This window comes from Maritimimonas sp. 2205BS37-2, from assembly GCF_056591755.1.
This window is the reverse complement of record NZ_JBWQOI010000001.1, coordinates 657,182-681,593: the sequence shown is the minus strand read 5'-3', so window position 1 is coordinate 681,593 and position 24,412 is coordinate 657,182. Positions and strand designations below refer to the sequence as shown.

22 protein-coding genes are annotated in these 24,412 nt (G+C 33.6%); 10 read left to right on the top strand and 12 right to left on the bottom strand.

Going from position 1 to position 24,412, the window contains the following annotated elements; all coding sequences use genetic code 11:
* Positions 1-47 precede the first annotated feature (47 nt).
* The 4 genes from AC1EUU_RS03170 to ychF are packed head-to-tail and all read right to left on the bottom strand — an operon-like array spanning position 48 to position 4,249.
* The gene (locus tag AC1EUU_RS03170; protein ID WP_480199926.1) at positions 48-944 is read right to left on the bottom strand and encodes a DMT family transporter; all 897 of its coding nucleotides are present in this window, start codon (positions 942-944) and stop codon (positions 48-50) included.
* The gene (locus tag AC1EUU_RS03165; protein ID WP_480199925.1) at positions 931-2,016 is read right to left on the bottom strand and encodes an LptF/LptG family permease; all 1,086 of its coding nucleotides are present in this window, start codon (positions 2,014-2,016) and stop codon (positions 931-933) included. The genes AC1EUU_RS03170 and AC1EUU_RS03165 overlap by 14 nt, the downstream gene beginning before the upstream one ends.
* A 2-nt stretch (positions 2,017-2,018) precedes the next feature.
* Positions 2,019-3,149, bottom strand: a complete 1,131-nt coding sequence (gene tgt, locus AC1EUU_RS03160; RefSeq protein WP_480199924.1) for a tRNA guanosine(34) transglycosylase Tgt — start codon at positions 3,147-3,149, stop codon at positions 2,019-2,021.
* A gap of 8 nt (positions 3,150-3,157) precedes the next feature.
* Positions 3,158-4,249 carry a redox-regulated ATPase YchF gene (gene ychF / locus AC1EUU_RS03155; protein WP_480199923.1) on the bottom strand — a complete coding sequence of 364 codons (1,092 nt, stop codon included), beginning with the start codon at positions 4,247-4,249 and terminating at the stop codon, positions 3,158-3,160.
* Positions 4,250-4,353: 104 nt separating this feature from the next.
* On the opposite strand from ychF, the gene AC1EUU_RS03150 reads away from it, so the two are divergent.
* Positions 4,354-4,566, top strand: a complete 213-nt coding sequence (locus AC1EUU_RS03150) for a hypothetical protein (RefSeq protein ID WP_480199922.1) — start codon at positions 4,354-4,356, stop codon at positions 4,564-4,566.
* 188 nt (positions 4,567-4,754) lie between these two features.
* Here the strand turns inward: AC1EUU_RS03150 and speB are convergent, their stop codons facing one another.
* Positions 4,755-5,528, bottom strand: a complete 774-nt coding sequence (speB, locus tag AC1EUU_RS03145; RefSeq protein WP_480199921.1) for an agmatinase — start codon at positions 5,526-5,528, stop codon at positions 4,755-4,757.
* 97 nt (positions 5,529-5,625) lie between these two features.
* Entirely contained in the window at positions 5,626-5,979 is a 354-nt protein-coding gene (locus AC1EUU_RS03140; protein ID WP_480199920.1) for a 4Fe-4S dicluster domain-containing protein, read from the bottom strand.
* A gap of 62 nt (positions 5,980-6,041) precedes the next feature.
* Between AC1EUU_RS03140 and AC1EUU_RS03135 the strand changes: the two genes are divergently transcribed.
* On the top strand, positions 6,042-7,094 hold the full coding sequence (locus AC1EUU_RS03135; protein WP_480199919.1) for an acyl-CoA reductase: 1,053 nt from the start codon (positions 6,042-6,044) through the stop codon (positions 7,092-7,094).
* A gap of 36 nt (positions 7,095-7,130) precedes the next feature.
* Here AC1EUU_RS03135 and AC1EUU_RS03130 read toward each other — a convergent pair whose 3' ends face one another.
* The 6 genes from AC1EUU_RS03130 to dnaB form a co-directional block, all read right to left on the bottom strand.
* Positions 7,131-8,558, bottom strand: a complete 1,428-nt coding sequence (locus AC1EUU_RS03130; RefSeq protein WP_480199918.1) for an alpha-amylase — start codon at positions 8,556-8,558, stop codon at positions 7,131-7,133.
* A gap of 254 nt (positions 8,559-8,812) precedes the next feature.
* Positions 8,813-9,499 carry a GTP cyclohydrolase I FolE gene (gene folE, locus AC1EUU_RS03125; protein ID WP_480199917.1) on the bottom strand — a complete coding sequence of 229 codons (687 nt, stop codon included), beginning with the start codon at positions 9,497-9,499 and terminating at the stop codon, positions 8,813-8,815.
* Positions 9,500-9,520: 21 nt separating this feature from the next.
* Complete coding sequence (gene hisS, locus AC1EUU_RS03120; RefSeq protein ID WP_480199916.1) at positions 9,521-10,894, bottom strand: histidine--tRNA ligase; 1,374 nt, start codon at positions 10,892-10,894, stop codon at positions 9,521-9,523.
* Between the two features lie 170 nt (positions 10,895-11,064).
* Positions 11,065-11,637 carry a DUF4126 domain-containing protein gene (locus AC1EUU_RS03115; RefSeq protein ID WP_480199915.1) on the bottom strand — a complete coding sequence of 191 codons (573 nt, stop codon included), beginning with the start codon at positions 11,635-11,637 and terminating at the stop codon, positions 11,065-11,067.
* 457 nt (positions 11,638-12,094) lie between these two features.
* Complete coding sequence (locus AC1EUU_RS03110; protein ID WP_480200758.1) at positions 12,095-13,279, bottom strand: asparagine synthetase B; 1,185 nt, start codon at positions 13,277-13,279, stop codon at positions 12,095-12,097.
* Positions 13,280-13,361: 82 nt separating this feature from the next.
* The gene (gene dnaB / locus AC1EUU_RS03105; protein ID WP_480199914.1) at positions 13,362-14,885 is read right to left on the bottom strand and encodes a replicative DNA helicase; all 1,524 of its coding nucleotides are present in this window, start codon (positions 14,883-14,885) and stop codon (positions 13,362-13,364) included.
* 140 nt (positions 14,886-15,025) lie between these two features.
* On the opposite strand from dnaB, the gene AC1EUU_RS03100 reads away from it, so the two are divergent.
* The 8 genes from AC1EUU_RS03100 to AC1EUU_RS03065 all read left to right on the top strand — a co-directional run bounded on the left by AC1EUU_RS03100 (position 15,026) and on the right by AC1EUU_RS03065 (position 24,410).
* Positions 15,026-16,099 (top strand): DUF3810 domain-containing protein, encoded by a 1,074-nt coding sequence (locus tag AC1EUU_RS03100; RefSeq protein WP_480199913.1) that lies wholly within the window; start codon positions 15,026-15,028, stop codon positions 16,097-16,099.
* 30 nt (positions 16,100-16,129) lie between these two features.
* A complete protein-coding gene (locus tag AC1EUU_RS03095) occupies positions 16,130-16,927 on the top strand; it encodes a TrmH family RNA methyltransferase (protein ID WP_480199912.1) in 798 nt (265 codons plus the stop codon).
* Positions 16,928-16,930: 3 nt separating this feature from the next.
* The gene (locus AC1EUU_RS03090) at positions 16,931-17,392 is read left to right on the top strand and encodes an NlpC/P60 family protein (RefSeq protein ID WP_480199911.1); all 462 of its coding nucleotides are present in this window, start codon (positions 16,931-16,933) and stop codon (positions 17,390-17,392) included.
* 7 nt (positions 17,393-17,399) lie between these two features.
* Positions 17,400-18,632 (top strand): M48 family metallopeptidase, encoded by a 1,233-nt coding sequence (locus tag AC1EUU_RS03085; RefSeq protein ID WP_480200757.1) that lies wholly within the window; start codon positions 17,400-17,402, stop codon positions 18,630-18,632.
* A 48-nt stretch (positions 18,633-18,680) separates the two neighbouring features.
* Positions 18,681-20,900 (top strand): RelA/SpoT family protein, encoded by a 2,220-nt coding sequence (locus AC1EUU_RS03080; protein ID WP_480199910.1) that lies wholly within the window; start codon positions 18,681-18,683, stop codon positions 20,898-20,900.
* A gap of 78 nt (positions 20,901-20,978) precedes the next feature.
* Positions 20,979-21,440, top strand: a complete 462-nt coding sequence (locus tag AC1EUU_RS03075; protein WP_480199909.1) for a Fur family transcriptional regulator — start codon at positions 20,979-20,981, stop codon at positions 21,438-21,440.
* Positions 21,441-21,449: 9 nt separating this feature from the next.
* Positions 21,450-22,721, top strand: coding sequence for an adenylosuccinate synthase (locus AC1EUU_RS03070; RefSeq protein WP_480199908.1), 1,272 nt, complete (start codon positions 21,450-21,452; stop codon positions 22,719-22,721).
* A 111-nt stretch (positions 22,722-22,832) separates the two neighbouring features.
* Positions 22,833-24,410: an OstA-like protein gene (locus tag AC1EUU_RS03065; RefSeq protein WP_480199907.1), complete on the top strand. Its 1,578-nt coding sequence runs from the start codon at positions 22,833-22,835 to the stop codon at positions 24,408-24,410.
* Positions 24,411-24,412: the final 2 nt, after the last annotated feature.

Genomic DNA, 24,412 nt, shown 5'->3' with positions numbered 1-24,412 from the left:
GTTAATTAAGTTAGGTGTACAAATATATAAACTTTAGATGTATGCAATTACTTTTTTGTTTGTAATAAATTCGGATTATTTTTCAATAATACATCTAAAATCACAGTAATTAAAATCAAAATAGCGCCGTAATAAAACTTAGCACTCATAATTTCACTATCTCCAAAAATCAAAATTGCCAGTATAATACCATAAACTGGCTCTAAGTTATAGGTAAGCATTACCGTAAACGGGCTAATGAATTTCATAATATATACTGCTGCAATAAATGCATAAGCTGTACAGATTGAAGCTAATATAATTAGATAAAACCAATCGGCGTTATTTATCGAAAAGAATTCTTTACTAAACCCTTCACCAAAAAAAGCTATATAAATGGTAATAAAAGCGATTCCTCCTATAAACTCATAAAAAGAAATAACCGAAGCATTATCCTTTTCTACAAACCGTCCGTTAATTACGGCGAACAACGACGAAAAGAAAGCTGAAGAGATTCCTAAGATTATTCCGGTAAGGTATTTTATTTCACTATCAATTATTAGGTATACGCCAAGAATCACGAGAATACCAAATAGTAATTCATAGCCAATTATCTTTCTTTTATAAAATAATGGTTCAATAAGTGCTGTAAAGAAAGCACCCGTAGAAAACATGGCTAGTGCAATAGAAATATTAGCTTCCTTAATAGAAGCAAAAAAAGTAATCCAATGCAAAGCTATAATGACACCTGCCCCTAAAAACTGAATGAGCTTTCTTCTTGAAACTGAAATTTTAATCTTTACAATTTTAATATAAACCAGCATTATAACCATAGCTATGGTCATTCTAAACCACACTAACGGAAAAGCATCAATTGTAATTAATTCTCCTAGAATAGCAGTAAAACCAGCAATAAACACCAATAAATGTAAATGCAACGTATGTTTTAGCTTACCTTCTTGCATTTATATATAGATAAGCTGCTAGAATACCGAAGAGAATGTTTGGTATCCATACCATTACTAACGGATTTGAAGTTGCACTTGAGCCTAAAACCTCAAAAACCTTTAAGAAAAACACATATGAAAACATAACCGCGACTCCAGTGGCAAGATTAATACCAATACCGCCTCTCCTCTTTTTAGAGGCCAATGCAACAGCAATAATTGTCAATATAAATGAAGAAATAGGTAAACTGGTACGTTTATAAAGTTCTACTTTATATTGATTTAAATTGCTAACTCCTCGTTTTTCTGACTTATCAATCAAAGCACTTAGGTCAAATGAGTTCATTGCTTTTGCTAACGTGCTGGTATATAGTAAATCTTGAGGTTTAAAATTAAACGTAGTATCTAACTTTATTCCAGAGTGAATACTATCATTTTTAGGTCTTAAAAAACGCTCTTTATAGTTGCTAATTGTGAAGGTAGAATCTTTATCGTTATACCGAATATTTCTGGCGATTAATTTATACGATAGTTTAAGGTCATTAAATTTTTCATATGAAAAATCATACCCTACATTTCTTTTTAAGTCAAATGTTCTAAAATAAACGAAGTCATTTTCAGTGAGCTGCAAACTCACATTCGTAACACTCGTTTTAGACCTTTTTGTTCTACGCGTATAATTATCTTGAAATTCTTCAAAAGTACCATTGGTTCTGGGTACTATAAAATGATTTGCTAATAAAGCTACCACAGCAATAATTGTAGCACCAATAAAATAGGGTTTAAGAAACCGTTTAAAGGAGATACCTGCACTATGAATCGCTACAATTTCTGTATTGCTAGCCAATTTTGAAGTAAACAAGATTGTAGAAATAAACAAAGCCAATGGCATAAAAGTATTGGCATAAAAAACGATAAAAGGGATATAATAATCATTGATAATTTCAACAACGCCTAAGTTATCATGTGCTAGAAATTTTCCAATCTTTTCAGCGGTATCAACAGCCACTGCAACCGGAATTAAAATTAACAGGGTTAATAGAAAAGAAGAAAAATATTTCTTTAAAATGTATCTATCTAGCTTCCGCAAGGTTATAATCTTTTGTTCATTTGATTTACCATTTGGTTTTTCCAAGTAGTAAAATCACCTGCTAATATATGTTTTCTAGCTTCACGAACCAACCATAAATAAAATCCAAGATTGTGTATAGAGGCTATTTGTTTTCCTAAATATTCTTTAGATACAAATAGATGTCTAAGGTAAGCTTTAGAGTACTGGGTGTCTACATAGGTAATTCCCATTTCATCAATTGGAGAAAAATCATCGGCCCATTTTTTGTTTTTGATATTGATTGTTCCATGTGCCGTAAATAACATACCGTTTCGTGCATTTCGAGTAGGCATTACACAGTCAAACATATCTATTCCAAGTGCTATGTTCTCTAAAATATTAATTGGAGTTCCAACACCCATTAAGTATCGAGGTTTATCTTCTGGTAAAATAGCACAAACAACATCAGTCATTTCGTACATTTCTTCTGCTGGTTCTCCTACTGATAATCCTCCAATTGCATTTCCTTCGGCTTCGACAGAAGCAATAAACTCAGCTGATTGTTTACGTAAATCTTTATAAACACTTCCCTGAACTATAGGAAATAGCGTTTGCTTATAATCATATATTTCTGGAGTCTTATCAAGATGGTCAATACAGCGTTTTAGCCAACGATGTGTCATATGCATAGATCGCTTCGCATACCCATATTCACAGGGATATGGTGTACATTCATCAAAAGCCATTATGATGTCGGCACCGATACTGCGTTGAATATCCATTGAAAATTCTGGAGAAAAGAAATGTGATGAACCATCTATATGTGATTTAAACTTCACCCCTTCTTCGTTGATCTTTCTGTTTCCTGATAAAGAATATACTTGATAGCCACCCGAATCGGTTAGAATTGGTCTATCCCAATTCATAAATTTGTGTAAGCCTTTTGCCTGCTCTAAAATCGGAGTTTGTGGTCTTAAGTATAAATGGTAGGTGTTACCTAAAATAATATCAGCATCGATATCATTTTTTAGCTCACGTTGATGCACGCTTTTAACCGATGCAACGGTACCTACCGGCATGAAAATAGGAGTTTCGATCACTCCATGATCTGTAGTTATAAGACCAGCGCGTGCTTTACTATTTTGATCGGATGATTTAAGTTCAAACTGCATAAAAAAAATTAAACATTAAATCTAAAGTGCATCACGTCGCCGTCTTTAACGACATATTCTTTACCTTCTACAGATAGTTTACCAGCTTCTTTTACCTTTATTTCACTTCCGAAATCAACAAAATCAGTATATTTCATAACTTCGGCACGAATAAATCCTTTTTCAAAATCAGTATGAATCACTCCTGCTGCTTGTGGAGCTGTATCTCCAATATTAATTGTCCAGGCTCGCACTTCTTTTTCACCCGCTGTGAAATAAGTTTGCAAATTCAATAATTTATAGGCTGAGCGTATTAATTTTGAGACGCCAGGCTCTTCAAGGCCTAAATCTTCTAAGAACATCTCTTTTTCTTCGTATGTTTCTAATTCGGCAATATCAGCTTCGGTAGCCACCGCTAACACTAAAAGCTCAGCATTTTCATCTTTAATTGCCGATTTTACTTTTTCAACATATGCATTTCCAGATTTGGCTGAAGCCTCATCAACATTACACACATACAATACAGGTTTATCTGTAATAAACTGCATTGGCTGCATAAATTCAGCTTCCTTTTCGGTTCGTTCAATGGCCCTTACTGATATACCGCTTTCTAAAGATACTTTTATTTTTTCTAGAACTGCTTGCTCGGCTTGGGCTTCCTTATTTCCGGTTTTAGCTGTGCGCTTAACACGTTCCAGTCGTTTTTCAACCGATTCAAGGTCTTTTAACTGAAGCTCAATATCTATGGTTTCTTTATCTCTAATTGGGTCAATTGAACCGTCTACATGCACAATATTATCATTATCGAAACAACGTAATACATGTATAATGGCATCCGTTTCACGAATGTTTGCCAAAAATTGATTTCCAAGTCCTTCTCCCTTACTGGCACCTCGAACCAATCCTGCAATATCAACAATCTCTACCGTGGCTGGAATTACCTTTTCAGGACTCACCAATTCATCTAATTTTTCAAGACGTTTATCAGGTACATTTACAACACCAATATTAGGTTCTATCGTACAAAAAGGAAAATTTGCACTTTGAGCTTTAGCATTTGATAAACAATTAAATAAGGTTGATTTTCCTACGTTTGGCAATCCTACAATTCCTGCTTTCATTGATAACTTTTTAAACTGTTATTTTCCATATAAATGGATTCTCATTTTTCGCGGTGCAAATATAATAGTTTGCATTAAGATAAGACTTAGTACTTAGCTTAAATATGTCTTATATCGATTATAAATTAAATTATTCTAACTTTGCGATACTTGCACATGGATTTGATATACAAATGAAAAATCTTTCTGAAGAAGCATTATGGAACGCGTTTAAAGATGGAGACCTTAAAGCCTTGGCTACATTGTTCAAAGTATATTATTCCCCTTTATCTTATCATGGAGAAAAACATTTGGTCTCAGGCTTTCAGAAAATCTAAAACTAAACATCGGTAGCAATAATTTATTTAATGTATATCCAGATCAACAGGATGACTGGACAGAAGCCGGAGGTTATTGGGATTCTGTTTAAATGGGCTTTGGAGGTACTTTCTATTATGCCCGCATGAATTTTAACTTCTAAATAACCGAGCTTATTAAATAAAATCGGGCAGCTTGCTCGGTTTTTTTATACCATTTTGGCAACAATCTCTTTCATCATTTTTGCAGCTAAAAATGCTGTCATATTCTTAAAATCTCTATTTGGATTATACTCAACAATATCAGCACCAACAACGTTTGCATCAATATTCTGAATTAAGTCTATTACTTGTCTAGATGTTAAACCTCCTGGCTCGTGATGAGAAACACCCGGAGCAAAAGCAGGGTCAAATGCATCCATATCTAAAGAAATATATAGAGGGTTTTTAAATTCAGCGATTTTTGAAAGATCTAAATTTTTCATCTCATGTACTTCAACATTAAACTTTTGTGCCTGTTCAATTTGGTGTGTATTTAAAGTTCTAATACCAACCTGCACTAGTTTATCAGCTAATTTATTCTCCATAATTCTTGCAAATGGACATGCATGCGAATACTTGTCGCCTTCAAAATTATCATAAAGATCGGCATGTGCATCTATATGCAATATATCTAATACAGGATAATTCTTTCTAAGAGCTTTAATTATAGGATAAGTAATAGAATGATCACCACCAAGAGTAATTATTTTTGTGACATTCACTAAGTGGTTATCTGTTATTTTCTCAATATCAAAATACTCTGAAATTTTAAAATCTCCTTTATCATCTAATAAATTCTCAATTGAAACTCCATTTTCAGAGAATAAGTTTGAAGAACCACAATACAGTGCTTCTCGAATTAATGATGGTGCGAGTTCAGCACCCCTCTGATAAGACGATTTTTTATCAAATTTTATTCCTTGAAGTACGATTTGGTTCATTTAAAGTCAATTTTATCGATATAAATATCTATACAAAACTTCAAATAAAAAAAATCCCAAACAATTAGTTTGGGATTCGCTTTATAAGAACATATTTTTAGTCTTCTGGGTGCATAAATTGTTGTTTCCCTAGAAGCTCCTCCTCCGTTTCAACATTATCTTCATCGGGTACGCAACAATCTACGGGACAAACTGCTGCACATTGTGGTTCTTCATGAAATCCTTTACATTCCGTACATTTATCCGGTACTATATAATAAATTTCATCTGAAACCGGTTCTTGAACTTCATCAGCATCTACTTCTTTACCATTTGGTAATATTACGTTTCCGGTTAGTGAAGTTCCATCTTTATAACGCCAATCGTCAGCTCCCTCATAAATTGCAGTATTAGGGCACTCTGGTTCACAAGCACCACAATTAATACATTCGTCTGTTATAATAATTGCCATAATTAATTTAACTAAATTTGTAGCCGCAAAGTTACAAAAACCTGAACGTAAAAAACGAATGAATGTTGCTACAAAACAGAATTAACGCTTTTGTTGAATTTGGTAAATTTTTAAGTCAATTTTCAAGAGGGAAAATTGAAAGATTAGATGCGGTTTCATATAATGATTTATTTTTTGATGCTTTTAATCTACAGTTAAAACGTGCGAAAGAATTTAATGGTTGGTTTACAGAAGATAACATTTTATATGCATTTGAATCGTGGTCTAACTTGTTGTCAAAAAACAATTTAGATAGCTGGATCTCTAATTATGCTTTAAATTCAAAAGACAAAACTGTTGCGGTAATAATGGCCGGGAATATTCCCCTGGTTGGATTTCATGATTTTATTTCCGTACTACTTTCGGGTCATTCGATCATAGTAAAACAATCTTCAAACGATCGATATTTCTTACCACTGGCAGCCAAATATCTTGAGCATGTTGAACCTGAATTAAAGGGAAAAATACTTTTTACCGAAGAAAAACTTGAAGGATTTGATGCCGCGATAGCTACAGGAAGTAATAATACAGCCCGATATTTCGAGTATTATTTTGGTAAATACCCAAGTATCATTCGTAAGAATAGGAACAGTGTTGCCGTTTTAACCGGGAACGAATCTGAAGATGAATTAATAGGTTTAGGAGAAGACATCTTTCGTTATTTTGGTTTAGGCTGCAGAAGTGTTTCCAAGATTTTTGTACCAAACGATTACGATTTTGATCAACTTTTTAGGGCAGTATATACTTATAAAGACATTATTGACTACAAGAAATATGCTAATAATTATGATTATAACAAGGCAGTATATTTAATGAGCGAATTTGATCTTTTAGAAAATGGATTCTTAATACTTAAAGAAGATAAAAGCTATGCTTCGCCAATTGCTTCCCTATTTTATGAATATTATGACGATCTAAATTCGTTACAACAGAAATTAACAGGAGAAAAAGAACAAATACAATGTATTGTAAGTAATTCTTTAGAAAATACGGTAGACTTTGGTAAAACCCAGCGGCCTTCTTTGACTGATTATGCAGATGGTGTAGATACCATGAGCTTCTTAAATTCTTTATAAGAAAAGGGCTGCAAAGCAACCCTTTTGTATCATTTTTTACTGATTAATAGACCATATTGAGTAACTCTTCGGTGGGCATTGAATTTTTACCCATCCTCCTCCTTGCGTTGTTGGATACCAATTAGAATGCCCGGTAAAATCTTTTATCTGAGTATTATTCCAATTTGTAGGTACCCATCTTTCTTGCCAATGATTTGCATTGTTTATATAGACAATTAATCCCGGATTTCCATTGTAGCCATTTCGTCTGGCAACGTACTCATCATTATCAGTATAAAGAATTGATGTATTACCTGTAGCCTTGTTATTATGAATCCAAATTAAGTTATTCATTCGTTCTTTATTCAACCACTCTTCATAGTCTCTATAAAAAATTGTTGGATAACCTTCATGCGTTAGAATGTATGCATACGCGAGCAATTTCTCCCATATCTCATCGGTATCATGGTTTGCCACGAATGTAACGGCTTTAAACGGATCTCTTTTCCACATCATGTCATCATTTAGTACATTTAGATTATTTCCGTCAAAAGCATCGTTCATTTTGTAATAACACGCAAAATCAAAGACGCTACTATTAGCTGCATTGGCCCACCAGCTTAATGTGTTTACATTAGCATCCCAATATTCTCCAATAGATAATCCACCAATGCTTGCATTCCATTGACTTACTACAGATGGTGAAAATCCCTTTACATAATCAAAACGCCAACCATCAAAACCAATAGAATCTCTATAATACTTTCCTACGCTATCATCTCGAAGCCATAACCAATCTTTTACGTGTTGTACGTCGTGGCATAAGTCTGGGAAACCACCAAAAATACCGTCATCATTAGTATGAATATTATTAGGGTGAAAATCGTGCTGCGTTCTAGTAAACTTACCCGAAGAAATATTCGTAAAATCTGTCCACGTATCTGTATTTGTATATTGATTCGCTTCTAATTGCCCACCACTGTTATGATTTAAAACAATATCTGCATAGACTTTCATGTTTTCATTATGAGCGGTGCTAATAAGGTTTTCTAACTCAGTTCTTGATCCGAAACGTGTTTCAATTGTATTATTTTGGTTGTAATTACCAAAATCAAAATAGTCTGTTGGGTCATACCCCATAGAATTTGCACCTCCTTGTGCCTTAGATACCGGAGGTAGCCAAATAGATTCAATACCGGCACTGCTCCATTCAGAAAGTTTACCTTCTACAACATCCCACCATGTACCACCAGCAGGCACATCCCAATAAAATGCTTGCATCATAACCCCACCTCCTGGCCCGGGATTGTAGTTTTTTAAATTCACACCACTACCAGAATTGAATGGTTGTCCTTCGTGTTTTGTAACATGTTTAATTACAACTTCATTCTTTTGTTGTAATTCTAAATCTTCTACAGATTCACTACATGAAATAAAAATTAGTGTTACTCCTATTATACTCCAACAAAAATTTAATAATTTCATAATCAATAGTTTAGTTAATAATTGAATGCATTAGATTCTTACTTTTAATCTAATTGTTTATCAAATTAGCTATTAAATAAACATCGCTTGATTACGAAACCGATTTCGTGTTAAAAACTTTATGATTCTTTAACATTTTAGCGGTATTGCTGAGGTATTATTAAAAAAATCGCTATTTGGAGGTGTATTTCTTTAATAAATCAAAAAAGCCCAAGAAAATCTTGAGCTTTTTGATCTTATTTTTTAATCGAAGATTAATCTCCGAACTCAGTATCGAGTTTAATATAGTCTAGAAATTCTCTTTTTGTGGCTTCATCTTTGAATTTACCACCAAATTCTGAGGTTACAGTGCTACTAGCCACATCTCGAATTCCACGTGAATTAACACATAAATGCTTTGCATCTATAACACAAGCTACATCTTCAGTATTTAGTGCTTGCTGCAATTCTTGCACAATTTGCATGGTTAATCGCTCCTGTACTTGTGGTCGTTTAGCATAATAGTCAACGATACGATTCATTTTAGAAAGACCAATAACCTTTCCGCTAGAAATATATGCAATATGAGCTCTCCCAACAATAGGTAATAAATGGTGTTCGCAAGTAGAATACACTGTGATATTCTTCTCAACCAACATTTCACCGTACTTATAGTTATTGTCGAATGTAGACGGTTTTGGCTTTCGTTTTGGATTTAAGCCACCAAAAATCTCTTTAACAAACATTTTAGCTACACGTTTAGGTGTACCTTTAATACTATCATCGGTAAGGTCCATTCCTAATTTATGAAGTATATGAGCTACATCTTCTTCGATAGCTTGTATTTTTTCATCATCAGAAATATCAAAAGCATCGTTACGCAAAGGTGTCTTTGCCGATGTAAAAATGTGATCGTCACCAAATTCTTCTACACTCACTTTTCCGTTTTTTCCTTCAAACATCATTTTAAAATTTATGCAAAATTACGAATTCCTTATCGTTTCAAGCAGTTCTTCAAAATTGAAGGTGGTTTGCTCACCAGAATTCATATTTTTTAATGTATATTTTTTATTCTTTAATTCTTCTTCTCCAACCAATACTACAAACGGTATTTCACGTTTATTAGCATAGTTCATTTGTTTTTTAATCTTTACTGTATCAGGATAAACTTCAGCTTTTACACCTTCGTTTCTTAAAGTATTTATCGCTTCTAAACAATAAATAGATTCATCTCCTCCAAAATTTAAAAACAATACTTTAGGTTTTGGTAATTCAACTGATTGTTTAAACAAATCTAATTCTTCTAACACTAAATAAATTCTATCCAACCCAAAAGAAATACCAATACCGCTCATATCTTTGAGTCCAAAAATACCAGTAAGATCATCATAGCGGCCACCACCACCAATAGAACCTAACTTAATATCATTGGCAGTAACTTCAAAAATAGCGCCAGTGTAATAGTTTAATCCACGGGCCAACGTTACGTCTAATTGCAGCTTAGATAAACTTAGACCCAATTTGGTTACATTTTCTATAACAAATTGTAAATCATTTACACCTTGTAAGCCTTCGTCGGAATTTACAAGCAGTTCTTTCAATTGCACCAATTTTTCTTCATTTGTTCCAGAAAGGCCAAATAAAGGCTTCACTTTGCTAATTGCTTCTTCATTGATGCCCTTAGCCAACATTTCTTTCGCAACACCTTCTTTCCCTATTTTATCCAATTTATCTAAAGCCACCGTAAAATCGATAAGCTTGTCTTTAGCTCCTATAATATCTGCAATACCAGATAAAATCTTTCTGTTATTTAATTTAATCGTCGTGCTAATTCCTAAGTCAGAAAAAACAGCATCATATAATTGAATAAATTCTACTTCTTGTAACAATGATTTACTACCAACTACGTCGGCATCACATTGAAAAAACTCTCTGAAGCGCCCTTTTTGAGGACGGTCTGCCCTCCAAACAGGCTGCACCTGGTATCGCTTAAATGGAAAAACAATTTCATTTTGGTGTTGCACCACATAACGCGCAAACGGCACCGTTAAATCATAGCGAAGGGCTTTATCAGAGATTTGAGGAGTAAGTTTTAAACTTTCTTTACTTTTTAATAATTCCTCATCTGTTTTGGCAAGAAAATCTCCAGAGTTTAATATTTTAAAAATCAGACGATCTCCTTCTTCACCATATTTACCCAATAATGTAGACGAATTCTCAAAACTTGGCGTTTCAATTGGCTGAAAGCCATAAAGTTCAAAATGCTTTTTGATTACAGTAAAAATGTAATTACGTTTTGCTACTTCTGTTGGAGAAAAATCTCGTGTTCCTTTAGGTATACTTGGTTTCTGTGCCATTTCTAAAACTAAGCTGCAAATATCTGAAATTTATACTGATTTGTGCTAAAATAACTAAAATCATATTTAATATGAAAAGATCATGCTATACTTGTTTCTGCATCACAAAAAATTCATAAATGAAGGTTTGATATAATGGAGCCTTAAAACAAGTTCTGAGTGACGATTAGCTATTCTAAACTACGCTTCGGTTTAAACCATTTGAAAACTTTAAACATCAGCCAAAGTATAACGATCACCAAAATAATTGTCAAAACCGGAGCTACAAAAGCCAAAACAGACATTACAATTGATGAGCCCGTTTCTACTGTAGAAACTATAGGGTTGGCAATACCTCCAGTGGTAGCAGAAGATGCCAATCGTGTTGTGGACGTGGATGTTTTTATCGCAGTTGCCGTACCTCCACCGGCTATAATTGCTAAAGACCAAGTAACTACCGGATCTAAATCTGCAGCAGTTGAAAGCATAACCGCCGTTCCTGCAAGTGCCGCTAGCGGCACTGCAATGGTATCCAATAAATTATCTAACCAGGGTATTAGGTATGCTACAATTTCTACAATAGTAGCAATTCCTAATGTAATCATAGCCGGTAAGCTACCAACCCATTCCCAACTTTCATTAAGAGGAATAACTTGATAGAATGAAGCAATGCTAAGTGCAAATAAGGGAACAAATACACGAAAACCGACCGATGCAGCTAGTCCGACACCTAGAAGAATACTAAAAATGGTTGATGGATCCATAGTTTTGGCTAATTTAAGGATTAATATGATTATTCATAATCCAAAATTATACCAAAATCATAGTAAATTTTAATGAAAAATGCAAAGGGGATTTTCCCCCTTTTTTTAAGGGGATTTTTCCTGAATTTTATTCCATGCCTTTTAATTTAAAGGGCTTAACGTTACATTTGTTAGACAAAGTTTAGTCAGGATAAAATTTAACTCTCGTGCAACACCGTAAAAAAAATCAAAAGAAATTCTACAATAATGAAATGGAGTTCTGGGAGAAAAAAGATAGTCAGTTTTGGGATAGGTTAGTTAAGGGTTTATTTATTTCGGGACTGGCTATAATACTTTTTGCAGTCTTATTAAAATGGCTAGAGTTTTTTTAATCGAAGAAAAATAGTTAAATTGCTTACTAAGTATCGGCTGTGAAAAAGGACTAAGCCCTTTATAGTTTATTCAAACTGTGAAGGGTTTATGTTTTTTGCTTCTTTTTCTTGGCAGCAGGAAACAATACATTATTTAATATTAGTCGATACCCTGGAGAGTTAGGATGCAAATCTAGTTCGGTTTTAGGATCTCCTACACGATGTGTATAATCTTCAGGATCATGCCCTCCGTAAAAAGTCCACATACCTTTACCATTAATACCATGAATATATCGAGCTTCACCATTGCTCTTATTTTCACCCATAACTAATACATTAGACTTTACCGTACTCCGGTCATAACTTGTAGTTTGCCCCATAAAACCTTTTACCAGCTGCGTATGATTTTGGCATAACATGGTTGGAACCGGATCCCATTTAGCAGAATATTCCTGCAAAGAAAAATAATCTTCGGTACGCTGTATGCGTCGCTTACGTGTCATATCAATTGAAGAAAACTCATATTCAACCGGGCTTCGCACCAATTGAAAATCTTTAAAAGCAAAAGTTTTAGAAAAATCTATCTTTTTTTGATAATTAGCTTCTGCTCTATCTCCATCAAACATTGCCTCGCAAATATCAACACCTTCTGCTGCTAAGGCAATATCAAAACTATCGGTAGCAGAACACATAGCAAACATAAAACCACCACCTATCACATAATCGCGAATGCGCAAAGCAACAGCCAACTTAGACTCAGAAACTTTTGAAAATCCTAGTTTTTTTGCAAGATTCTCAGAATAACGCTTGCCCTCGATATACCATGGAGCAGCTCTAAATGATCCATAGAACTTTCCATATTGTCCGGTAAAATCTTCATGATGTAGATGTAACCATTCATATAGCAATAACTTATCTTGTAGTACTTCTTCATCATATACCACATCATATGGTATCTCAGCATAATTTAAGACTAAAGTTACAGCATCGTCCCAAGGCATTTTGTCTTTCGGTGAATACACCGCTATTTTAGGCGCTTTCTCTAATATAACAGCTTCCATATTCTGAGATGGACTTTGAATCTCTTCTAATATCTGTAAAGCTTCTGCATCTGATATTACCTCATAAGAAACACCTCGTATAGTGCATTCTTTTCTAAAAATTTCTTGATCTTCTAGAAGGAAGGAGCCTCCTCTGTAATTAAGTAGCCATTTAACATCACTGCCTTTTTGTAATGATAGGTAAGTAATCCCATAAGCCTTAAGGTGATTTTTTTGAGCTACTTCATCCATAGGAATTAAAATGAATGAAGCATGACATACGATGCTTATAAAAAATAGTATTATGGATACTATATACTTCATAAATTAGTGTTTAGAATGGCACATCATCTGGACTACCAAAAACATCATCAGCATTAGGAAGGTTCTTTGTATCAATAAAATCATTCATTTTAGATTGATTCATTGAAGATTCAAATTCAGTAGAAAAAGATTCTTCTAAGTCTGAGAACTGAGCTAAATGCCCTGTAAATTTTAATCGAATATTATCTAAACCACCATTTCTATGTTTTGCAACTATAAATTCTGCTTGACCTTCACAAGGCGTTCGTTCTTCATCATCCCATTCTGTTTGCCCATAATACTCAGGTCTAAAGATAAAAGATACGATATCTGCATCTTGTTCTATCGCTCCAGATTCACGTAAATCTGATAATAACGGACGCTTGCTACCACCTCTAGTTTCAACAGCTCGTGAAAGCTGCGATAACGCAATTACCGGTATATTTAATTCTTTAGCGAGTGCTTTTAGATTACGTGAAATGGTTGAAATTTCTTGTTCACGATTACCACCTCCTTTGGCGGCTGTACCGGCCGTCATTAACTGCAAGTAATCAATAATGATAATTTTTATACCATGTTGTGAAGCTAATCTTCGTGCTTTCGCTCTAAGGTCGAATATCGATAATGATGGCGTATCATCAATAAATATAGGCGCTTTAGATAGATTTTTAACTTTTACATTTAATTGCTCCCATTCATGAGGCATTAAATCTCCTTTTCTAAGTTTGCCAGAAGAAATACCTGTTTCACTCGAGATCATACGAGTAATTAATTGTACAGAAGACATCTCTAATGAGAAAATTGCAGCTGGTATTCCAAAATCAATTGCCATATTCTTGGCCATAGACATTACAAAGGCTGTTTTACCCATACCAGGTCTTGCAGCCAGAATTACCAAGTCAGAAGGTTGCCAACCAGAAGTTAAGGCATCCAATTTTGTGAATCCTGTTGGTACTCCACTCATTCCCTCTTTACTTGAAATTTCTTCAATCTTTTTTAAGGCCTGAGAAACTAATCCTTCAGCAGCCTCCGAACTTTTCTTCAAATTACCTTGAGTAACTTCAAAAAGCTTCGTTTCAGCAGAGTCTAAAAGGTCAAAAACATCCGAGGTTTCGTCGTAAGCTTCATCAATAATTTCACTAGAAATTGAAATCAATCTGCGCTGTATATATTTTTGTATAATAATTCGGGCATGAAACTCAATATGGGCAGACGAAGCAACTTTCTGAGTAAGGTTTACTAAATAAAAATCACCTCCAATACTTTCTAATTTACCATCTTTACGTAATTGATTAGCAACCGTTAAAAGATCAATAGGCTCTGAAGCATTAAATAATTTGAACATCGCTTCAAAAATATCTTGATGCGATTGCTTATAAAAAGCATCGGCATGTAATATATCAATCACATCATCAACACCTTTTTTATCAATCATCATAGCACCCAACACAGCTTCCTCTAAATCAACCGCTTGAGGAGGTATTTTACCTTTCTCAAGGCTGATTAGAGTTCCTTTTTTTAAACTTTTAGCTGGTAAGGGTTGTAAATTTTTCATCACGCAAATGTAATTTTTTTAAAGCTTACAATACCTTTTTGTATAACTTTTATTTGTACACAATTCCTGTTAATAAGACCACTAGTTGTTAATAAATACATCAAAATCTACACCAAAATATAATTAGCTATTTTTGGGCAATGAAGCCACTCAAAATTTATAAAATTCTTACGCTGTTTTTCTTTGTACAGCTTGCTTTCGTTTCAATTATTTCAAAGTTCCCAAACCTTATAGAAAACTACTATTCTAATGGAATTTACCCTTTTATTTCATCTACTTTTAGAACGGTTCTAGGTTGGATTCCTTTTTCATTTGGTGACATTTTTTACTTTTTGTTAGGACTATTCATAATTACTTCAATAGTTAAGTTCTTTAAAAACAAGTTTAAAGGTATGAAAGAATATGTTTTCAAATTAGGAGCCTTTATTTCAATATTGTATTTCCTGTTTCATTTTCTATGGGGAATGAATTATCATAGAAACTCTTTGTTTACAACTTTAAAACTTGAACAAAAAGAATACACAATCGATGAATTAAAAGATCTTTCTGAAGATCTGATCAAAAAAACGAGTACCATTCAGTATAAAATTACCAAAAATGATACTATAAAAGTAACCATAGAAAAAACGAAAGCTGAAATTTTAGAAGATGTATCCAAAGGGTATACGAATTCCATTAAAAACCTTCCCAATTTAAACTATACCAGAGGTTCTGTAAAAAAATCCTTATTTAGCCTTCCATTAACCTATATGGGATTTTCTGGATATTTAAATCCTTTTACGATCGAAGCGCAAGTAGATTATTTAGTGCCAAAACATAATTTACCAATGATTACTAGTCATGAAGTGGCGCATCAGCTAGGATATGCATCAGAAAGCGAAGCAAATTTCGTAGGCTATTTAGCTGCATCTAATCATCCCGATTTGTATTATCAATATTCTGCAAATTTAACGGCTATGCGTTATGCAATTGCTGCAACTTATGGTAAAGATTCCATTCTAGGTAGGCAACTTATAGATAGTATTCCAAAAGGAATTAAGAAGAATATACTAGAATCTCGTGATTTCTGGCGTTCATATCAAAATAAGGCAGAACCTTTTTTTAAACTATTCTATGATAATTATCTGAAGGCAAATCAACAACAAGATGGCATTAAAGGTTACAGTAAAATGGTAGGTTTGTTAGTTGCTTATCGCGAAAAATATACTTTATAACGCTTTTCATATTTTTGACAAATTTTCACCGTGTATAAACAGATTACTAGCATACAAAATCCTACTATAAAGGAGATCGCACTTCTTCAAGAAAAATCTAGGGCTCGAAAAAAAACCGGATTATTTGTCGTTGAAGGAAAGCGTGAAATACAATTAGCATTAAAAGGAAAGTATGAATTGAAAACCCTTTTATTTTGTGATGATATTATTGATGAATCAGAGCTTAAAGATTTTAATAGTAAGCAAGCAGAAATAATTAAAATAGATAAAGAAGTATATCAAAAACTAGCACGTAGAGATTCAACCGAAGGTCTTTTAGCCGTATTTCGAATAAAAGAACATGACTTAAGTTCTATACACCTTAAAAGAAAACACCCTTTAATTTTAGTAGCTGAAGCACCAGAGAAACCAGGAAATATAGGTGCATTGCTACGCACGGCCGATGCCGCAAATTTGGACGCTGTCTTTATTGCAAATCCTAAAACAGATTTATATAATCAAAATATTATTCGTTCTAGTGTGGGCTGTGTATTTACAAATCAGATAGCCACCGGAACAACAACCGAAATAATTTCATTTTTAAAACAGCAGAACATTCGAATTTACTGTGCTGCATTATCGGCTTCTGAATCGTATGAGAGAATAGATTATACCAAAGGATCTGCAATAATAGTTGGCACCGAAGCTACAGGATTAAGTGAACAATGGCTAGAAAACAGTTCTCAAAATATTATTATACCCATGCAAGGAGAAATTGATTCTATGAATGTATCAGTTTCGGCAGGGATTTTGATCTTTGAAGCGAAACGACAACGTAACTTTAATTAAAGTATGCGATTTAGACATTTCATAAAATTTTTATTCATTTTATTCGTGTTAGCTAGTTGTGGAAGCTCAAAGAAAACAACTTCTACCATAACTTTAAAAAATAAGTTAGAAGCTCAGTTTAAGATTTATAAAGGCACCAAATATAAATATGGAGGCAGTGATAAAAGAGGTTTTGATTGTTCAGGGTATGTAAATAAGGTTTACAAAGATGCTTTCAATATACAATTGCCACGTTCTACGAAAGAAATAGCTAAACAAGGTAAAAAAATAAATAAGGGGCAGCTAAAAATTGGGGACCTCGTATTTTTCAGACCAACAATTAGATACAGGCATGTTGGAATTTATATGGGGAATGATATTTTTATGCATAGTTCTACGTCTAAAGGTGTCATAAAATCAAGTTTAAACAATCGCTATTGGAAGCGAAAATATAGATATGCAAAACGCATACTAAAAAGCAGATAAAAGAATGATAACTCCACAATTCATATTTACAGTATTCATCGCAATACTTGTTGTTAATTTTTTAATTAACAAATACTTAGACTATTTAAATTCTAAGCATTTTGATGATGAAATTCCAGAAGAATTACAAGATGTTTATGATGATGAAGCCTATTATAAATCGCAAGATTATAAAAAGGAGAATTTTAAATTTTCGATGCTAATCTCTGCTGTTTCATTTATTGCAACGATTGCTTTTTTTTACTTTGAAGGATTCGCTATTGTTGATGCTATGGCACGAAGCTTTAGCACAAACGAAATTATAGTGAGTCTTGTTTTCTTTGGGATTATCATGTTTGCGAGCGACCTTTTAACTACACCTCTCTCCTATTATCAAACCTTTGTTATTGAAGAAAAATATGGATTTAATAAATCTACTAAGAAACTTTTTTTTATTGACAAGATAAAAGGATGGTTATTAACTATTGTTTTAGGCGGTGGAATTTTGGCATTGATCATTTGGTTTTATCAACTTACAGGTAAAAATTTCTGGATTTATACCTGGATATTAATCTCGGTATTTTCAATATTTATGCTATTGTTTTATTCCAGCCTAATTGTACCATTATTCAATAAACAAACTCCCTTAGAAGATGGAGAATTAAAAGTGAAATTAGAAGTATTTGCGATGAAAACTGGGTTTAATCTTGATAAAATATTTGTTATAGATGGCTCTAAAAGGTCTACGAAAGCAAATGCCTATTTCACAGGCTTTGGCGCGAAAAAAAGAATTGTATTATATGATACATTAATCAATGATCTTGAAACCGATGAGATTGTTGCTGTATTGGCACATGAAATTGGTCATTATAAAAAGAAACATGTTGTTTTTAATATGCTTGTTTCTGTTTTAACAACAGGAATCACTTTATATATTTTGTCATTATTTATGGATAACGCATTATTATCAAATGCACTATCAGTTAAACAACCGAGCTTTCACATAAGCTTAATTGCATTTGGTATACTCTACTCTCCTATATCAGAAATTACAGGCTTGATAATGAATTATATCTCCAGAAAATTTGAATATCAGGCCGATAATTATGCGAAAGAACATTTTAACGCTGAATCGCTTATTTCGTCTTTAAAGAAATTGTCAAAGAATAACTTAAGTAACTTGACGCCTCATAAGAGTTATGTATTTGCACATTATTCACATCCAACCTTATTACAAAGAGTTCAAAATTTGTTGAAATAAAGCATTCCTCTGCTTGCTTAAAAAAAATCTTTGGTTTACTTTTAAACTATGGCATACACGGCGACAATAGAAGAAGAGAAAAAAGAAATAACCAAGCGTTATAAAGATATGCTGAGTGAAACGTATCAAACCTTATCTGTAAAAGATAAAAAAATGATACGTAAGGCTTTTGATATTGCTGCTGATGCTCATAAAGAGCAACGTAGAAAATCGGGTGAACCCTATATTTATCATCCTATAGCTGTAGCAAAGCTGGTAGCTAATGAAATTGGCCTTGGAGCTACTTCAATAGTTGCAGCATTATTACATGATGTTGTTGAAGATTCTGAAGATTACGATTTTAATGATATTGAGCAATTGTTTGGCGAAACGGTATCTAGAATTGTAAACGGACTTACAAAGATCTCTAATTTAAGTAAGGAACAAGACATTTCTATACAAGCTGAAAACTTCAGAAAAATGTTGCTCACACTTAATGACGATGTGCGTGTGATTTTAATTAAAATAGCTGATCGCTTGCATAATATGCAAACTATGGGCTCCATGCCTCCGCACAAGCAAGTGAAAATTTCTTCAGAAACCCTGTACATATATGCGCCATTGGCACATCGATTAGGGCTCTATAATATTAAAACCGAATTAGAGGATCTTGGGTTAAAGTATACAGAACCTGAAGTGTACAATGATATTCTTACCAAGATTAGAGATAGCAAAGAAGAACAAAGTAAATATATTGAAGGGTTTTCGAATGTTATCAAATCTTCTTTAGATAAAGAAAAAATTGAATATTCTATTAAAGGACGGCCCAAATCTATCTACTCTATTCGTAAAAAGATGCTCGCACAAGGAGTTTCTTTTGATGAAGTTTATGATAAGTTTGCTATCCGTATTATCTATAAATCTACCGAAAAGCGCGAAAAATTTGATGCTTGGAGAATATATTCTATCGTAACCGATCACTTTAGGCCAAATCCAAATCGTTTAAGAGATTGGATATCGCAACCTAAATCTACTGGCTATGAATCCTTACACATTACCGTTATGGGTACCAAAGGGCGTTGGGTAGAAGTTCAAATACGTTCAGAACGTATGGATGAAATTGCCGAAAGAGGTTACGCTGCGCACTTTAAATATAAACATGGTAATGATAAAGAATCAGGCTTAGAAGGTTGGTTAAATCGCTTAAAGGAAACATTAGAAAATCCAGATATAAATGCAGTCGATTTTGTAGAGCAGTTTAAGCTAAACCTCTATTCAAAAGAGATTTATGTCTTTACACCAAAAGGAGATATTAAGTCGTTACCTAAAGGTGCTACACCTATAGATTTTGCATTTGCTATACACACCGAAGTTGGTATGCGTTGCCGTGGAGCCCGTGTAAATGGAAAGTTAGTTCCTTTAAGTCATGAACTCAAAAGTGGCGACCAGGTAGAGATTATCACCTCTAATTCTCAAAAGCCTAAGCTAAGTTGGCTAGATATTGCTCAAACGGCACGTGCAAAGTCAAAAATTAGAACAGCTTTAAAAGATGAACAAAAACAAATTGCGGCCGAAGGAAAGGAAATCTTAGCACGTAAGCTCCGTCATTTAAAAATTCCCTTAAATGAGAAGACGGTAAATGAATTGGTCAATTATTTTAAATTAAAAACGAGCCTTGATCTTTTTTATAGAATCGGTAACGGGTCTATAGATAATCAGCAGCTAAAAGAATATGTAAGTCAAAGAAGTAATGCCCTCTATAGTTTCTTTAAAAATAGATTGCGCCGTGGCTCTTCAGTAAAAGAAATAGAAACTAGTCATCAAGAAGTCACCAATAAATATGATCTTTTAGTATTTGGAAAAGAAGAAGATAAACTTGATTATAAGTTAGCAAACTGTTGTCACCCTATTCCTGGCGATAAAGTATTCGGTTTTGTAACTGTTAATGAAGGTATTAAAGTTCACAAACAAAATTGCCCGAATGCCATTAGCTTACAATCACAGTATGCATATCGTATTATGCCTGCAAAATGGATAGACTCATCGCAACAAGAGTTTAAAGTGACTTTAAAAATTACAGGGTTAGACAACATGGGCTTGGTAAATCAGGTAACAAAAATAATTTCTAATAGCATGAATGTTAATATTCATAGTATTAATATTGCCGGTGATGATGGTGTTTTTGATGGGAAAATTGCCATTAGCGTTAAAAACAATTCGCAGCTTAAAAAATTAGTTGCTCGGTTAAAGAATATTGAAGGTATTGACAAAATACAACGGTTGGATTAATTTTGTTTACAAATTGTTGATCTTTTTAAAAAGTGATTGTAAGAATCATCTAATTAAAATGTAAATTTGCCGAAGGTTATGAGTGCTGTAAAACAAGTAGAAAATCAAAAAAATCAGGAAATCGTAAAGAATGTCTTTACCAAATTCCTGGAAAAGAATGGTCACAGAAAAACTCCAGAGCGTTATGCTATCTTGCAAGAGATATATGACCATAACGACCATTTTGATATTGAGTCGCTCTATATTTACATGAAAAATAAAAATTATCGTGTAAGTAGAGCTACGCTTTACAATACTATAGAATTGTTATTGGAATGTGGTTTAGTAAGACGTCATCAATTTGGACAAAATCAATCACATTATGAAAAATCATACTTTGATAAACAGCATGATCATCTTATTCTTGAGGATACCGGAGAGGTGATCGAGTTTTGTGACCCTCGAATACAAATCATTAAAAAAACCATAGAAGAGGTATTTGATGTTACAATCGATAAGCACTCGCTATACTTCTATGGATCCAAAAACCAAAAAAAATAAGAACATTACATGGCGGTAGATTTACTATTAGGACTACAATGGGGAGATGAAGGTAAAGGTAAGATTGTAGATGTCCTCACTAAAAACTATGATATTATTGCAAGATTTCAAGGTGGACCCAATGCCGGTCATACCTTAATTTTCGATGGAAATAAGCACGTATTGCATACCATTCCGAGTGGTATTTTTCATAAAAGTGCGATGAATCTTGTTGGGAATGGTGTTGTAATTGACCCGGTAATATTTAAGAAAGAGTTAGATAATCTTGCCCAACATAATATTGATTACAAATCAAAGCTATTGATCTCGCGCAAGGCACATCTAATATTACCAACACATCGTTTGTTAGATGCAGCCTCAGAAACTTCAAAAGGAAAAGCAAAGATCGGGTCTACTTTAAAAGGAATTGGTCCAACTTATATGGATAAAACCGGTAGAAATGGAATGCGAGTTGGCGACTTAGAGCTAGATACTTGGAAAGATAAATATAGAGCGTTAACAGCTAAGCATATTAAAATGCTCGATTTCTTTGATGTGGATATACAATATGATATTGAAGAATTAGAAACTGAATTTTGTAAGGCCGTAGACACACTTAAAGAATTAACCTTTATTGATAGCGAAGAATACTTAAATCAAGCCATAAAATCTGGAAAATCTATTTTAGCTGAAGGAGCGCAAGGTTCATTATTGGATATTGATTTTGGTACCTATCCATTTGTAACTTCTTCAAATACTACGGCAGCCGGAGCATGTACAGGATTGGGTGTTGCTCCTAATAGAATCGGAGAGGTATTTGGTATTTTTAAAGCATATACAACTCGTGTAGGTTCTGGCCCCTTCCCTACTGAATTATTTGACAAGGATGGTGAGACCATGGGGCGTGTTGGTCATGAATTTGGGGCAACTACGGGGCGCCCACGTAGATGTGGTTGGTTAGACCTTGTTGCTTTAAAGTATGCCGTTCAGGTAAATGGTGTAACTCAATTAATGATGATGAAAGGAGATGTATTATCTGGTTTTGATACACTTAAGGTTTGTACTTCTTATACTTATAAAGGAAAAGAGGTGAGCCATTTACCATATAATATTGAACCCGAAAATGTATCAGTAAACTATACTGAAATGGATGGTTGGCAAGCCGATCTAACTAAGATGACTTCGGCTGATGAATTACCACCAAACCTCAATGCTTATATTGACTTTATTGAAAAAGAACTAGAAGTGCCTATCAAAATTGTTTCTGTAGGACCAGATAGAAAGCAAACTATAATGAGGTAAAGAAAAGGTAAAAGCTTTTGTTTGTATAGTGATGATTTTGTTCTTTAACAATAAATTACATAGCTTAAACTTAACACCTTTTTCCTTAGTTTTGTAGCAAAATAAATAAGCTTGAAGAAAGTACTTTTTATACTTTTAATATTTACCTTTTCATCTGTTGGTTTTGCACAGCAAAAGCGAATTCAAATAGTGCATGCCGATAATTCTAATATAGATGAAGAAAAGTATCCTGGCGCTACCATTCTCCTCGGCAATGTATATGTTGAACATGAAGGAATTACGCTTCGTAGTAAAAAAGCAATTCATTATAGAAAAGATAATATTCTTGAAGCATTTGGTGATGTAGTTTTAAACCAGGGAGATACTATTACTCAAAATAGTGCATATGTTCAATACAGCGGAAACACAAAAAAAGCACTATCATGGGGTAATGTGGTACTTAAAGATCCTTTAATGACCTTAACCACCGATACCCTACGTTTTGATAGGTTAAAGCAAAAACTCTATTACCGAAGCGGCGCAACCATCCGTGACACAACAAATGTTTTAACCAGTACCGTTGGAAATTATTATTTACAAAGTTCAAAATTTCAAGCACAGAATGATGTGGTATTGACCAATCCAGATTATGTATTAAAGTCAGATCATTTAGAATACTTTACGAGTGATGGCAAAACATACTTATTTGGACCATCAACCATTACGGGTGAAGATAATTTTATTTATACTGAAAGTGGATTTTACGATACCAAAAAAAATATATCATACTTTACAAAGAACTCACGAATAGAACATCAGAATAGAGAAATTACTGCAGACAGCCTTTATTATGACAGAAATTTGGGTTTTGCGTCGGCAACTAAAAATATTCAACTTAAAGACACTACCAATAACTCCATAATACGAGGAGGTTATGCCGAATTTTATCAGCAACTGGATTCGGCTTATGTGGTAAATCGAGCTGTTGCCATTATGGAGATTGAAAAAGATTCGATGTATGTTCATGGTGATACGCTACTAGCAACAGGTAGGCCAGAGAATAGAATTATAAGAGCCTATAACCGTGTAAAGTTTTTCAAAAGTAATTTGAGTGGTAAATGTGATTCTATCCATGCGAATCAATCAACTGGCTTAACACAATTATTTAGGAAACCTGTTTTATGGTCCAACGAAAATCAAATTACAGGAGATACAATTCAATTACTTTCAAATACAAAAACAGAACAATTAGATAGTTTAAAAGTGTTACGTAATGCTTTTATAGTACAAAAAGATTCTGCAGGTTTCAATCAAATTAAAGGCCGTAATTTATATGGGAAGTTTGTAAAAAATGATCTTAGAGATGTACATGTTATTGGTAATGGTGAAATGATTTATTACGCACGTGATGAAGGTAATAATGAGCTCATTGGTATCGATAAAACCACTTGTAGTTCTATGTTTTTCTTATTTAAAGAGAATCAAATTCAAGAGGCACGTTTTTTAACAAGTCCTGAAGGCAGTACTTATCCACTCTCTCAATTACCTGAGAATGTTCGAATTTTAAGAGGGTTTATTTGGCGTGAAGATGAGCGTCCTAGAACCAAAAATGACATTTTTATTAAAGATAGTGATCGCCAACTATCAAAGGAAGAAGATGATAATGTTCCAATAAACACAGAAAAAATTTCAAAAGAAGAAGAGAATTAGCC